This window comes from Phaeobacter sp. NW0010-22, from assembly GCF_040365955.1.
In the GTDB taxonomy this organism is placed as follows: Bacteria; Pseudomonadota; Alphaproteobacteria; order Rhodobacterales; family Rhodobacteraceae; genus OMPR01.
In genome coordinates this window covers 1-14,240 of the sequence record NZ_BAABWT010000004.1, presented here as the reverse complement: position 1 = coordinate 14,240, position 14,240 = coordinate 1, and the positions used below count along the sequence as shown (strand labels likewise).

The following is a 14,240-nucleotide window of genomic DNA, read 5'->3' as shown; positions in this document are numbered from 1 at the left end:
CATGTCAAAAAAGATGCACATCAAATTGAACGTGAACGGGAAAAACGAGGAATTCCTCGCTGAGCCCCGTGAACTGCTGATCTACACATTGCGCGAACGTCTGAATATTACAGGGCCGCACATCGGTTGCGAAACTTCGCATTGCGGGGCGTGCACAGTCACAATCAACGGCAAGTCCGTGAAATCTTGTACCATGTTTGTGGCACAGGCTGACGGCGCCGCAGTGACAACAATTGAAGGTCTTGGCGACCCTGACAACCTCCACCCTCTGCAAGAAGCGTTCAAAGAACATCACGGGCTCCAGTGCGGGTATTGCACGCCGGGCATGATCACCCGCGCAACCAAACTTCTGGAAGAAAACCCAAACCCAACCGAAGAGGAAATCCGCTTCGGTATGGCAGGCAACATCTGCCGCTGCACGGGCTACCAAAACATCGTGAAATCAATTCAGGCCGCTGCGTCTGAAATGAATGCAGCCAAGGAGGCCGCAGAATGAAGGACGAAATCACTCGCGAAGAACGCGTCGATAACCTCAAAGGCATGGGTTGCTCTCGCAAACGGGTCGAAGATGCTCGCTTTACACAAGGCAAAGGCAACTATGTCGATGACATCAAGCTGGACGGGATGCTCTTTGGTGACTTTGTCCGCTCGCCTTATGCACACGCGCGGATCAAGAGTATTGATACCGCTGCTGCACTCGAAGTGCCCGGCGTATTGGCAGTACTGACCGCTGCCGACCTGGAACCTTTGGGCCTTCACTGGATGCCAACGCTCGCTGGCGACAAACAAATGGTGTTGGCCGATGGCAAGGTTCTGTTTCAGGGCCAAGAGGTTGCCTATGTGGTCGCCGAAGATCGCTATGCTGCCGCAGATGGGATCGAATTGGTCGAGGTTGAATACGAAGAGCTGCCCGTCATCGTGAACCCTTTTGAATCGCTGAAATCCGACGTGGTTCTGCGCGAAGATCTGGTCGCCGAAGATGGTTCCATCCCCGACGGAGCGCACGGACCGCGCAAACACCCCAACCACATCTTTACATGGGACGCAGGTGACAAAGACCCGACCGAAGAGGTCATCGCCAATGCCGAGGTCGTGGCAGAAGAAACGATGTACTACCATCGCACCCACCCCTGCCCGCTTGAGACCTGCGGATGCGTAGCGTCGATGGACAAAGTGAACGGCAAGCTGACACTTTGGGGAACATTCCAAGCCCCCCACGCGATCCGCACCGTAGTTTCGTTGATCTCCGGTATTGAAGAGCACAACATTCGTGTGATCTCACCCGATATCGGCGGCGGTTTCGGCAACAAAGTTGGCGCCTATCCGGGCTACGTCTGCTCTGTGGTGGCTTCCATCGTGACGGGCAAGCCCGTCAAATGGATCGAAGATCGGATGGATAATCTGATGACCACCGCTTTTGCGCGGGATTACCACATGACAGGAAAGATCAGCGCCACCAAAGAGGGCAAGATCACTGGGTTGCACTGCCACGTGACGGCTGACCACGGCGGTTTTGACGCTTGTGCCGATCCCACCAAATTTCCTGCAGGTTTCATGAACATCTGCACTGGGTCCTACGATATCCCAACAGCCTATTTGGAGGTAGAAGGCGTTTACACTAACAAGGCCCCCGGCGGTGTCAGTTATCGCTGTTCATTCCGTGTGACCGAGGCAGTGTATTTCATCGAACGCATGATCGAAGTCCTGGCAATCGAGTTGAACATGGATGCGGCAGAGCTACGCCGGATCAACTTCATCAAGAAGGAACAGTTTCCCTACACCGCTGCCCTTGGTTGGGAATACGATAGTGGCGACTATCACACGGCGTGGGATAAAGCGTTGAAAACTGTCGATTATGACGGGTTGCGAACCGAACAGGCGCAACGGGTCGAGGACTTCAAAGCTGGCAAGACCCGCAAACTGATGGGGATTGGACTGTCTTTCTTCACCGAGATTGTGGGCGCTGGCCCGGTAAAAAACTGTGATATCCTTGGGCTTGGCATGTTCGACAGTTGCGAAATCCGCATCCACCCGACTGGATCTGCGATCGCGCGACTTGGCACCATCTCTCAGGGTCAGGGCCACGCAACGACATTTGCGCAGATCCTAGCCTCGGAAATTGGACTGCCTGCTGACAGCATCACGATTGAGGAAGGCGATACAGACACCGCGCCCTATGGCTTGGGCACATATGGTTCGCGGTCCACCCCTGTTGCAGGTGCGGCGACAGCAATGGCTGGACGCAAAATCCGCGCCAAGGCGCAGATGATCGCGGCCTATCTGCTTGAGGTGCACGACAATGACGTGGAATTCGATGTGGATCGCTTTGTCGTAAAGGGTGCCCCCGAAAAGTTCAAAACAATGAAGGAAATCGCCTTCGCCGCCTACAATCAGGCCATTCCGGGGATCGAGCCGGGTCTAGAGGCAGTCAGCTATTACGACCCGCCCAACATGACCTACCCGTTTGGGGCTTATGTGTGTGTGATGGACATTGACGTTGACACGGGTGTGACTGAAATCCGACGCTTTTATGCACTGGACGATTGCGGCACGCGCATCAATCCGATGATCATCGAAGGTCAGGTGCATGGCGGCCTGACCGAAGCTCTTGCTGTCGCTCTGGGTCAAGAGATCGCATACGACGATATGGGCAACGTGAAGACGGGTACGTTGATGGACTTCTTCCTGCCGACAGCGTGGGAGGTCCCCAACTACGAAACCGACTTCACTGTTACCCCCTCACCCCATCATCCAATCGGTGCCAAGGGCGTGGGAGAAAGTCCTCATGTGGGCGGTGTGCCCTGCTTCTCCAACGCGGTGCAGGATGCGTTCCGCCCCTTTGGCAATCGTCACACCAACATGCCGCATGATCATTGGCGGATTTGGCGGACAGCCAACGAACTAGGCTTGCACGACTGATCCCTTGGGTAGGGCTGGTTACAACCAGCCCTACGGAGACCAAAATGACCTGGATAAACTTAAAAACCGCTCTTGCAGACGAAGGTTATGTCGCCTCGGATGATCTGGCCGTTGCCTTGCAACTTGCCCTGTCATTAGGTAGACCGCTGTTGCTCGAAGGTGCGGCTGGCGTTGGCAAAACCGAAATCGCGCGCACTTTGTCCGCTGTTAAACTCACGCAACTCATCCGCCTTCAATGCTATGAGGGGCTTGATGCAGCTCAGGCCATTTATGAATGGAACTACCAGCGTCAGCTTCTGACAATCCGCGCAGCTTCTGAAGCTGGGGAAACCGGTAAGGCGGTCGAAGATCGCATTTTTTCAAGGGAGTTTTTGCTGGAAAGGCCTCTACTGGCTGCGATAACCCAAGACAAAGCCCCGGTTTTGTTGATCGACGAAATCGATCGCGCCGATGAGGAGTTTGAGGCTTATCTTTTGGAAATTCTCTCGGATTTTCAAATCTCTATTCCAGAGCTTGGGACAATCAAAGCCACGACACGGCCCATAGTGATCCTGACTTCAAATGGCACGCGCGATCTCTCGGACGCTTTGCGCCGCCGTTGCCTCTATACATACGTTCAATACCCCAACCGTGTGACCGAGTTGGCGATACTTAAGGCGCGCTCGCCGGATGTCGAAGCGCGTCTTGCCGATCAAATCGTAGGGTTTGTGCAAAAGCTGCGTGAAGAAGAGCTGGAAAAGACCCCGGGTGTGGCTGAGATGCTGGATTTCGCAGCAGCATTGATGGGCTTGGGAATCGCTGATCTGACAAGCGATCCAGCGACTTTACAGTCGACGTTGACAACCTTGCTCAAAACTCAAAGCGATCAAGCACAGATAACGCCAGAGGTTGCGGCGCGTATTGCGGGTAAAGCCGCATGAGCCGTGTGACGAAATTCGCCGGGCGTGACCCCGGCCCCGCCGCGCGGGTCACCGGATTCATAGCTCACTTGCGTCACAACGGGCTGCGCCTTGGCGTGGGAGAAGCCGATCTTGCCATGGCCGCTTTGGGTGCAGTGGACAGCATTCACCCCGATGACAGCCGCCGAGCATTGCGTGCCGTTTGCACCGGTTGCAAAGAGGAAGTGGATCGTTTTGACGACTTGTTCGACAGCTATTGGATGGACATGGGCCGGGTTAGACAAAAGGTGATCCCGACACCATCGGCATCTGTAAGCGATGACGTTCACTCATCCCGTCATTCCAAAGGCCAAGATCTGGGCAGTGCCGGCTCTGCCACAGCTCCTGATGACCAAAACGGTGAAGCAGACAGCGACGGCACCGGCAAGCTGATTGCAACAGAGATACGTAACCTGAACCGGCGCGATCTGCGCGACCTTGTCGGTCCCGAGGAAATAGCCGAAGCCGAAGATGTGGCTCGCCGCATCGGAGCTTCCTTGCGCGATACGCGATCCCGTCGTCGCATAGCCGCTCGCAAAGGTGATCGGCTGCATTTCCGTAAAATCATCCGGCACAGCCTTGCGACAGGCGGAGAACCGATGCGTCTGTGGCGCAAAAAGCGACCTGACCGAACACGCAAGATCGTCGCCTTGTGTGATGTATCTGGCTCCATGTCTGTTTATGCACGGGTGTTTCTGGCCTTCCTTGCTGGTTTAATGCGGGCTGATCCGGCTGCCGACGCTTATCTGTTCCACACACGCCTTGTGCGTATAACCGAAGCTTTGCGGGACAAAGATACGATGCGTGCGATTGGTCGCATGTCCCTTATGGCCGACGGGTTTGGGGGCGGCTCCAGAATAGGCCCCTCCCTGACACGTTTTGCAGACACCTATGCAAAGCGTTTCGTAGATGGGCGCAGCGTCGTGCTGATCCTGTCCGACGGCTATGACACCCAAGCGCCTGAGATGATCGCAACCGCTCTGGAAAAACTGCGCAAGCGCGGCTGCAAGGTGATTTGGCTCAACCCGCTGAAAGGTTGGGCTGACTACGCGCCTGTGGCTGAGGGAATGGCTGCGGCACTGCCCTTTCTGGACGCGTTCAAAGCAGCCAACACATTGGGCGACCTGGCCGCACTAGAACAGGATCTGGCAAAACTATGACCCCAGCTGAAATCCTCTCCACAGAACTCGCCGAAGCCGCACAGGAACTGCGCGACAAACAAGAACCTTTTGCCTTTGCCACCATCGTACGCACGGCTGGATCTACCGCGGCCAAACCGGGTGCCAAGGCTCTTCTCAGTGCAGATGGGACAATTTTGCAAGGATGGCTTGGTGGCGGTTGCACCCGCGGGGCGGTTAAGCGAGCCGCTTTGCAGGCATTGCAAGACGGTGCTCCGCAGCTTGTCTCTGTCGCGCCTGAGGAACTGTTGGCTGAAAAGGGTGTGGCTGCTGGCGATGAAATTGACGGCACACGATTTGCCCGTAACGGCTGCCCTTCTCGCGGGACAGTCGACATTTTCATAGAGCCCTGCTTGCCGTCACCACAACTCGTAGTGATGGGCGCATCGCCCGTCGCGCAATCGCTCTGTGCACTCGCGCCCCAGTTTCACTGGTCTGTTTCGTCAGCCTTGGGACAGGACAAGCCCCATCAGCAGTGCTTTATTGTGATTGCCACGCAGGGGCAAGGTGATCTTGACGCGCTTAAGGCGGCGCTGAATGCTCAAACATCTTATGTGGCCTTTGTAGGAAGCCGAAAGAAATACGCCTCACTAGCCAAAAAACTCGCCGCTGCCGGTTTTGACCGCCCCACCCTAGACCGCGTCAAAGCACCCGCAGGCCTTGATCTGGGCGCTGTCACACCCGAAGAAATCGCTTTGTCTATCCTTGCGCAGCTGGTTCAGGACCGGCGTGCTACCGTGAAGCAGCCCGATGCCTGAAGTGACTGCAATTATTCTGGCCGCGGGGCTGTCGCGGCGCATGGGCGCGCTCAACAAGCTACTACTGCCTGTCGGCGATGTGCCATTGATCCGCAAAATGGTTGATGTCTACAGCACCGCAGTGGGATCAGTTTTGGTTGTTACAGGACATCAGGCATCCGAGGTTGAAACCGTGCTCGCTGGGAGCAGCGTCAAAACGGTTTTTAATACGGAATATCGAAACGGTCAGCCGACGTCTGTGGCTTGCGGATTGCGGGCCGCGTCAAATGCGGATGCTGTGTTGATCGGTTTGGGCGACCAGCCGCTTCTCTCAGCGGATGACATCCGCGCCTTGCTGGTGACCCATTTTTCAGCGGATAGATCACGCATTTCCATTCCCATGAATGGTGATCAACGCGGCAACCCAATTGTGGTTCCCGATAACCTGTTCGCGCGTCTTCTCGCCGACCCGAAGTCACCGGGGTGTAGGAAATTCACTCGTACCCACCCTGAACATGTCCAATTCCACCCTTTGGCTTCAGCTGGATATTATGCGGACCTAGACACCCCCGAGGCCTACGCCGCCCTCAAAGCAGGAACGCTGGAGAAAACCACATGAAAACCATTCGGCAATTCGCAGCACGTCTGCGCCAAAAATTCACTCTGACACCTCAGCAGGCCGATCACTTGGCCACGATCAAATTTCCCTGTTGCTAAAAGGACATCCCATGGAATTAGCAGACGAAATCATCATCAATGCACCGCAAGATCAGGTTTATGCAGCGCTCAATGACCCCGAGGTCCTCAAACAATGCATTCCCGGCTGCGAAGAGTTGGTCAAGCACTCCGACACTGAACTGGAGGCCAAAGTCGTGCTCAAGATCGGGCCGGTTAAGGCCAAGTTCAACGGTGATGTCGTCCTAGAAACAACAGGTGCACCCGATGCGTTTTCATTGACTGGGCAGGGCAATGGCGGCGCTGCAGGGCATGCCAAAGGCGGAGCAAACGTTACACTCACAGCCGATGGAGCGAACAAGACGATCCTGCGCTACGAAGCAAAAGCCGCGATAGGCGGCAAATTGGCCCAACTGGGCAGCAGATTGATCCAAAGCACGGCAAAAAAGCTGGCAGCAAAATTTTTCAAGTCCTTTGCTGATGTCGTCAACGAAGACGCCACCGCCTAATGGCAGTCATATGTGCCTAGGTCCTTGACCTTGGCACTCCCCCCTCCATTGGCGTTCCAGCATCGTTGCCAGCTCAATTTATACACCTGAACCAAAACCTCCCGGACGCCAGTGGTCTGGATAGCCGTCCCCCGGCAAAGGGGATGGCCTTAGTTGGAAATCGGCAGTGTGGGTCTGATCGACAGCCCCTATCACTGGCCCGAGATGCGGCGCGGCATCGTAAGAAATCAGAGTGAGCGGTGGCCTACTGCGCGAAACCCTCCGCATACCAGGGGCCGCCGTTTCGCGCCCCGCCGCCGCTGGGCTCCGCCAGATCTATTCGGACTGATACTGCACTGGCGTGAAACGTCCGTTTCAACCTTTCAATGACCCTTGCATTCTCAGCTCGACGACGTTTGGAAACGAGTGCGGCCTAAGGCGAAAGCAAGAAGGACGACACCCAGCGTCAGGACGCAACACATTGCAAATGTCCCGGCCATCGCAAAGCTAATCCCATACGCCTCGATCCCAGTGCCTGTTTTATAATGCGCTAAGGACCAAAAGGCGGCACTCAATACACCAGCCCCCAGAATGAAGCCAAAGTTTCGGCTGAGATTAAGCACACCCGAGGTGACACCTCGCTCATGTTCGGGCACGTTTTCCATCACAAAGGTGTTCAACGCCGCAAGAAACAGTTGATAACTTGGCGCCAAAAGTATGAACGCCACGATGAACCCACCAAGCCCAAAAACATAAGGAAGACCCGCCATTGCCGCGGTCGATACCATCATTGCGAACGCACCCAAAAGCACGGCATTGCTCGGCCCGGCTCTTTCGGTCAACCGTCCCGCCGGAATACCACTCAACGCCGAGGAAATAGGGCCAACGGACATAACCAACCCCATCTGAGCCGTGGTCAGCCCAAGACCCCGAGTAAGGTAGAATGGTCCAACGATAAGAATGCCCATCATGATGAGGGATATCGTTGCGTTCATGGCAAGACTGAAACGCATATCTATCGAACGCAGCAGTTCGGGCGGTATGATCGGGAACTGCGCGCGGGACTCAATCAACAGAAATCCCGCGAATGCACCGACCGCAACAACAACAAGACCGGCAGTGGTGGCATCAATGCCCTTGGCAACATCAGAGACGAGCAACGTGACGGCTGCGAGGAATAGAGCCAATGCGCCTGCCCCCGGCAGATCGATACTGGTGCGTCTATCAGCTCGTTTGTTATTTTTGAGATAGACCAAACAGAGGATGAAAGCGGCAAGCGTCAATGGAATTTGGAAAAAGTAAACGGCGCGCCAGCCAAAGACGGCCGCAACGACACCCCCTAACGCTGGACCTGATGCGGTTCCGATCGCCGACATCGTTCCCATCAATCCCATCCAGCGCCCGACCTGCCCGGGCAGAGCAAAATCGCGCACGAGCGCCAGTGGCATCGCCATCATTGCAGCTGCACCCGCCCCTTGCACAACCCGGCTGGCAACCAAGATCGGCAGTGTGGGCGCAAAGTATGCGAAAATTGCACCTAGAAGATAGAGGCACAATCCAACAACCAGTACCGTCCGCTTGCCAAACAGATCGCCCGCACGTCCTGCCGGAACAATGAGCGCCGTCGTGGCGAAAACATAGGTTGAGACCACCAACGTTGCGTCGAACCTGCCCCCCTGAAAATCGCGAGAGACTTCTGGCAAAGTGACGGCTGCGGTGCTTGTCCCCAAGGCAGCAAGCATCAGTGACAGGCTAGGTCCAGACAGGGCAAATGCCGCTTTATTTTGGTGCTCGTTTAAGGCCGTTTCTTTCATCGCAAAATGCTCCATTGCAATAACTGAGCACCGAGCCTACGACTTGAAGTCAAGTTTAAGTCAAGAGGTGTCTGTATGGAAAAACTTCTGGATATTGCCGAGGTGTCTGATCGGTCCGGCGTAAGTACTTCTGGCCTTCGTTATTATGAGAAAAGAAAGCTAATTGGCTCAGTGTCCCGAAACGGGCTGCGGCGGCAATACGAACCGGAGGTCATACAAGAGCTTGCCTTCATCACCTTGGCGAAGTCGGCAGGTTTCACGCTCAACGAAATTGGGGATGTAATTCGCACTCCGGGGGCAACCATAATTCCTCGCACTACGCTCCTCGGTAAAGCCGATAGCTTGGAACAACAGGCAGAGAGACTGGTCAGTCTCGCGCGTATGTTGCGTCATGTGGCGAACTGCCCTTCAGAGAGCCACTTTGAGTGCTCACGTTTCCAAAAGCTGCTAAAAGTCGCAACCAAGATCACGAATGATAAGAGTGTAGCAAACTGAAAGCAGGTACTCGCGACAACTGTGCGAAAGGCAGGAGTGCTGCAAATCAGCCATCTCCGTTAAACGAAGCAAAGATCAATTTCACCGCTTGAGATGTAATATGGCGATGTCTACTAAGGGCTGTTTTCAAGCATCGAGCAGGCACATTCTCTGATGATTTCTCTGCAGACATGTTGCCACGTCGCCGTTAGGCAACTTCGTGCCCTGAGCGTTGGGATCAAAATCACGCTCTTTGCTAGTCCGGGCATCTTAACTAACCCAAGTGATACGCTGCAACATCGGCCATGAAAGCGGCTGTTCTAGTAGGCGCAAAGAAGTCTAGAGGGGGCAACCGAGTAGCTTGCTTCAGCCTGCAACAGGCGTGCTGACCAGTCTCCAAACCTATCTAAACGACTTTTGAAAAGAATGAATACTGTCATACATCCAAACTAGAAAATCGCGTGATGTGAACAACAAATGAAGTTAACTGCAGTTAGCGTTGCTACCTTGAGCATCATTATCGCTTCGACGAACCCTGCAACGCCCACCCAGCCAGTTGAGCTTGGCGAAACTGAGTTACGTAACTTCTTTGAGCGGTCCTACCAATACGTCGCGATGCTCAATTTGAACAACGATACGCTTTATGCTGGAGCCATGGTCGATGTGACCGAGGGGCCAATGGTTATGACATTCCCCGCTTTCTACTCAGTCTATGCATCGTTGATGGTCACCGGATATGACCATTACGTAAACATACCTTTGTCCAAGGTCGCTGGGGACATTGCTAAACCAACGTCGATCCTCTTTTACAGTGACCGAACGCCCGCCTACCACAGATCCCAGTCAACTCGGTTGATCAAATATTCGAGGCGTCAGTAGATTTTCTTAGTGCTGTGATACGATTGATGCCCCACGCAACAGTGCCCAAACGGGTGGCAGGCAATGTTGCGGCTATGCAAAGCAATAGGATCATGCCGCTTTCCGAGTTTATCGACGAAACACTGTTAATAACAACTTCCCGCCTTGGGGCTGTACAAAAATTGTTGATCGAAACTTGTCTCTGAAAGAGGATTTGGCGCGCTTTCCCGAGTGCGGGTCGGATTTTGAGGGCCGGCCCCAAGAAACAATGCAGTTCGTTTTCAATCACACAACGTTTGATCCCAACGATGAGTTGGATGCTGCACTTCTTGCTATATACGATCCACTGGGCGTCAAACCAGGCTAGACCTATGATCCTGAGACGGTGGCAGAACAGGTCGGTACACAAGCGTTCGCGACAATGTCTGAACCGATTTTAATCGCTGCGAATATGACCGACCTCTTCAAACCAAAGGGTGAGATGTCTCTTGAGTTGCTGACGATACAGTCGGTTGTCGGCCCAATTGGACAACCGGCGACCGAGACAGTTTATCCACCGATTGTAACAGAGGATGGGTCCCCAATGAATGCAATGCACAGCCATGAAGTAACCATGTCAGCTGATGCAATGCCACCCGCCAAGGCTTTCTGGTCAGCAACTCTTTATGGTTGCGAAAACGGTTTCTTTCTTCCCAATGAACATTTCAAACACCGTGTTGGCGAAAACGCCGAATTCAAGCTCGATAGTGAAGATGGCATCCGCATCGTGATTTCTCCCGAACGGCCTGAAGGCGTTCCACAGGAAAACTGGCCTCCGACATCCCGAGGTGACTATGGTATCTACATTATCATGCGGCCTTACTCGCCAAATTTGGAACTATTTTCCAATTGGTCTCCTCCAATTGCACGGAAATTGGACTGAGAAATACGTCGGGCTCGATTGGCGTCTAGGAACTAAAGCGCCCACACATTTACGGTTCGAAGCAAATCTAACTGGGTCAGGTTACAACAGCTAGGTTGGAAGAAGTGTTTTTGACCGGCTTTTAGACTCGCGATGCACCAGAACGGCAGTTTTATCCGCTTTACAGCTCTTAGAACGGTGTGCAGTGAAAGCCTGCTTCACGCCGGGGGGGAGAACACCAATAACCGCTTTGGGCTGAATCCACTCATCCGGTTAGGCGGACCAAAACACCCGTCGCGACCTAATTGGTGCCTGATCAATTGCTGCACCGCCGCAAGGCGGGTTTGAGCTCATCACTCAAAATAATGGACAAGCACCATTTATTAGACGCGATGTCTGCACTGTATGTTGGCTCAGTGTTGCGAGCACTGGAAATTGTTAAGTTGATCCTTTGATTCCGCTTAATATATTCAGCTCTCACTCAAGAAGGCCCACTTTGACAGAGCCTGCCAAACCGTTATCCTTGATGACTTGAATACAATTGCGGAGCTGCAGGGTAATCCGGTAGTGGACACTCTTGGTCAAGGAATCCTTGCCTTTGTTCATCCAGAGCATTCAGGTGCAACTGTCGGCGCATGCTTCGATAAATTTCCCCAAGGAACTTTTGTAGGGGAAAAATGGAGGGCGCATTATCGAGAATGCGAACGCTATAGATCTCCAGTCTCGCGTTGTTTTGACAACACGCGAATGACCTACAACTACCAGAGACGGATCTCGGCAGCATACTTGGCATACACCTGCCGGACAGTGGCTGGCTGATTGATGAACCAGAACGGCATATCCATTGTCAGAACCCCTAAGAACAAGGTGACAAACGACAGTGACCACAAATTCAGCATTGCGCCAAACCGGTTGAATCGGAACTTCGCAGCGAAGAAACCAAACCAGAAAAGGGCCGGCGACCTGAACTATGTTCGGGCCCGAGAAGGTTGGTTGTATCTCTCTATGATTCTGGATCGGCATTCTCCACGGGTAATCGACTGGGCTGGAAAAGTCCTGCCGCCTTCGCACAAAACGCAACTTAACTTGGCACTTGGAGCGGCACCAATGCCCGACAGGCCCATTGCGAGCCTCCCAAATCGGAATTTCCCTATCAATCTTAAGTGGCGCAAAGCCTGTACTTTGCACAGCCCCCCCCTTGCGACAAAGATCGTACGAATATCAATTTATAGCTATGACTTGACGCGTTTACCTTGGCCGTGGAGGGTGCGATCGAACCCGGAAATTTCCGCGCAAGCGTGTGAACTTCCCCTTACCTCAACTCAGCGGTCGTTCAAAACCCGCCGCCTTACGCCTGTGTGGTTGCTCACAGGTGCTCGTTTGCGAGGAATATCGCTTGGAAAGTTTAGTGGATCTCATCATTCTCATAATTGCCGCATTTCTGGCCGGAGGCCTGAATGCAATCGCTGGCGGAGGAAGTTTCTTGACGTTTCCCGCGCTGGTGTTTGTTGGCGTCCCACCGATTGCAGCCAACGCAACCAGTGCAGTCGCTGTATTCCCGGGGTACCTCAGTGGGGCGATGGGGTTTCTAAAGGAGCTCCGTGAATTTGATCGCAGAGAACTGGCCATCTTGCTTATTCTATCCGTTATCGGCGGAGTTGCTGGAGCGTTGCTATTGCTGGTAACCCCCTCAGAAATATTCACATTTATTGTGCCATGGCTGTTACTCTTTGCCACGTTTCTTTTCGCATTTGACAAGCAAGTTCGCTCTCTCGCCACCGGCAAAGGTGACGTTCATCCCGTTAGCAAAACCTTAGTAACATTGGGGGTCACCACCTATGGCGGCTATTTCAACGGTGGTCTGGGGATTGTTTTGTTGGCGTTGTTCTCAGGGTTGGGGTTTCGCGATATCAACTTGATGAATGGTCTCAAGAACGTGCTGTCATTCATCTTGTCCGGCGCGTCGGTTGTTACCTTTTTGTTGGCGGGGATCGTCTATGTACCCGAGGCCATTGTCATGATGATTGCGGCGACGGCTGGTGGATATGTAGGCGCGAGGTTGGCGCGGCGTATGTCCATGCATACGGTCCGCACCATCGTTATCGTCGTCGGCCTTGTAATGTCTGTGGCCTTTTTCCTGCAAGGCTAAGCCACAAACCTCAGACCGCTTATCAACCTCAGGTTTCTGTCAAAGTCATGCCGCGTAGAGCGACCCCGTCGAAGTAGACAAGAACGTCTCTAACGGGATGTCTTCTTGTTTCAAGAAGCCCTGACTTGGCAGCTTTCCGTCACGTACCATTTCGATAATCGCGACCACCGACCCGGCCGTTGTCCAGGCAATCGCTGTGCGCATCTTCCCAGCCAGTTCTATCGGGCGATACCCCCGAACGAACTCTTCGCGCTGCAATCGACCATCGATAACCCCCTCAGCAGCGGCGTGAACATAGACAACGTCATCGTTGACTGGTGGCTTGGCATTCACCAAAATTTCACCAGCTTCCTTACGGCGTTCACGCATTAGAAGTTCGTGGAAGAAAAAGTTCATCAACTGCCCATGCCCCGGATAGCGCATTGTTTTATAGTCCATATTGGCGACGCGCCCCAAATAGGTTTCGCACATCGTGCCCAATCCGCCAGACGTGGTGAACGCTTCTAACTTGATGCCATCGATGTAAATATCTTCAAACCACTCCATGGCCGAAACCAGTTTACGGCTCCCCTCTTCGATGACTTCGCAATCATTTAGGTATTCGTTGACGACCCCTTCAGGTGACCAATTAAACGAATACCCCATCAAGCCCGTCGGATGTTGCGGCAAGGCCCCTACCCGCATTTTGCAACTGCGGCAGTCATCGAATTTTTCGATCAGAGACGCTCCCACGATTCCGATAAACCCCGGAGCCAAACCACATTGTGGCGCCATCAACCCCTTGGCGGTTTTGCTCAACTCGATAATGCGATTGGTCGTTGGCACATCTTCGGTGAGATCAAAATAATGGATACCCACTTTGTGCGCGATCTCAGCAAGCTGCGTATTTAGATGATACGGCAGACACGACAAGACGGCATCTTGGGCAGAGAATTCTTGTTCCACGCCGTCAGCATTGCTCAGATCCAACGCTTTGACCGAAAACGGCAGCGTGGCCTTGGGGGCCACCTGATCAATGCCAGTGACTTCAAAACCCGAGGCATGCAACAGTTCAGCCGCAAGGGTTCCGACCTTACCCAGGCCGAGTACAGCAATCTTTTTCATGTTCT

The 14,240-nt window shown here is 53.7% G+C and carries 13 protein-coding genes and 1 pseudogene; 12 read left to right on the top strand and 2 right to left on the bottom strand.

Annotated features, from left to right (window positions below; genetic code table 11):
* Window position 1 precedes the first annotated feature (1 nt).
* The 7 genes from ABWV33_RS09490 (at window position 2) to ABWV33_RS09460 (ending at window position 6,956) form a co-directional block, all read left to right on the top strand.
* Window positions 2-496 (top strand): (2Fe-2S)-binding protein, encoded by a 495-nt coding sequence (locus ABWV33_RS09490; protein WP_353330341.1) that lies wholly within the window; start codon window positions 2-4, stop codon window positions 494-496.
* Window positions 493-2,919: an aerobic carbon-monoxide dehydrogenase large subunit gene (locus ABWV33_RS09485; protein ID WP_353330339.1), complete on the top strand. Its 2,427-nt coding sequence runs from the start codon at window positions 493-495 to the stop codon at window positions 2,917-2,919. Before ABWV33_RS09490 ends, ABWV33_RS09485 begins: the two co-directional genes overlap by 4 nt.
* Window positions 2,920-2,963: 44 nt before the next feature.
* Complete coding sequence (locus ABWV33_RS09480; RefSeq protein WP_353330337.1) at window positions 2,964-3,839, top strand: AAA family ATPase; 876 nt, start codon at window positions 2,964-2,966, stop codon at window positions 3,837-3,839.
* Window positions 3,836-5,017: a vWA domain-containing protein gene (locus ABWV33_RS09475; RefSeq protein WP_353330335.1), complete on the top strand. Its 1,182-nt coding sequence runs from the start codon at window positions 3,836-3,838 to the stop codon at window positions 5,015-5,017. The genes ABWV33_RS09480 and ABWV33_RS09475 overlap by 4 nt, the downstream gene beginning before the upstream one ends.
* Entirely contained in the window at window positions 5,014-5,793 is a 780-nt protein-coding gene (locus ABWV33_RS09470) for an XdhC family protein (RefSeq protein ID WP_353330333.1), read from the top strand. The genes ABWV33_RS09475 and ABWV33_RS09470 overlap by 4 nt, the downstream gene beginning before the upstream one ends.
* Window positions 5,786-6,391, top strand: a complete 606-nt coding sequence (locus ABWV33_RS09465; RefSeq protein WP_353330331.1) for a nucleotidyltransferase family protein — start codon at window positions 5,786-5,788, stop codon at window positions 6,389-6,391. The genes ABWV33_RS09470 and ABWV33_RS09465 overlap by 8 nt, the downstream gene beginning before the upstream one ends.
* A 109-nt stretch (window positions 6,392-6,500) precedes the next feature.
* Window positions 6,501-6,956, top strand: coding sequence for an SRPBCC family protein (locus ABWV33_RS09460; RefSeq protein ID WP_353330329.1), 456 nt, complete (start codon window positions 6,501-6,503; stop codon window positions 6,954-6,956).
* A 380-nt stretch (window positions 6,957-7,336) separates the two neighbouring features.
* Here ABWV33_RS09460 and ABWV33_RS09455 read toward each other — a convergent pair whose 3' ends face one another.
* On the bottom strand, window positions 7,337-8,764 hold the full coding sequence (locus ABWV33_RS09455; RefSeq protein WP_353330327.1) for an MFS transporter: 1,428 nt from the start codon (window positions 8,762-8,764) through the stop codon (window positions 7,337-7,339).
* 60 nt (window positions 8,765-8,824) lie between these two features.
* Between ABWV33_RS09455 and ABWV33_RS09450 the strand changes: the two genes are divergently transcribed.
* The 5 genes and pseudogenes from ABWV33_RS09450 to ABWV33_RS09430 all read left to right on the top strand — a co-directional run bounded on the left by ABWV33_RS09450 (window position 8,825) and on the right by ABWV33_RS09430 (window position 13,131).
* A complete protein-coding gene (locus ABWV33_RS09450) occupies window positions 8,825-9,244 on the top strand; it encodes a helix-turn-helix domain-containing protein (protein ID WP_353330325.1) in 420 nt (139 codons plus the stop codon).
* A gap of 456 nt (window positions 9,245-9,700) precedes the next feature.
* Window positions 9,701-10,102: a DUF1254 domain-containing protein gene (locus ABWV33_RS09445; protein ID WP_353330323.1), complete on the top strand. Its 402-nt coding sequence runs from the start codon at window positions 9,701-9,703 to the stop codon at window positions 10,100-10,102.
* Between the two features lie 400 nt (window positions 10,103-10,502).
* Window positions 10,503-11,003 carry a DUF1214 domain-containing protein gene (locus ABWV33_RS09440; RefSeq protein WP_353330322.1) on the top strand — a complete coding sequence of 167 codons (501 nt, stop codon included), beginning with the start codon at window positions 10,503-10,505 and terminating at the stop codon, window positions 11,001-11,003.
* 798 nt (window positions 11,004-11,801) lie between these two features.
* Window positions 11,802-12,092, top strand: a pseudogene (locus ABWV33_RS09435) (IS3 family transposase); the annotation flags it as partial.
* 298 nt (window positions 12,093-12,390) lie between these two features.
* Window positions 12,391-13,131: a sulfite exporter TauE/SafE family protein gene (locus ABWV33_RS09430; RefSeq protein ID WP_353330320.1), complete on the top strand. Its 741-nt coding sequence runs from the start codon at window positions 12,391-12,393 to the stop codon at window positions 13,129-13,131.
* A gap of 45 nt (window positions 13,132-13,176) precedes the next feature.
* Here ABWV33_RS09430 and ABWV33_RS09425 read toward each other — a convergent pair.
* A partial coding sequence (locus ABWV33_RS09425; protein ID WP_353330318.1) for a saccharopine dehydrogenase family protein occupies window positions 13,177-14,240 on the bottom strand: 1,064 nt, incomplete at its 5' end.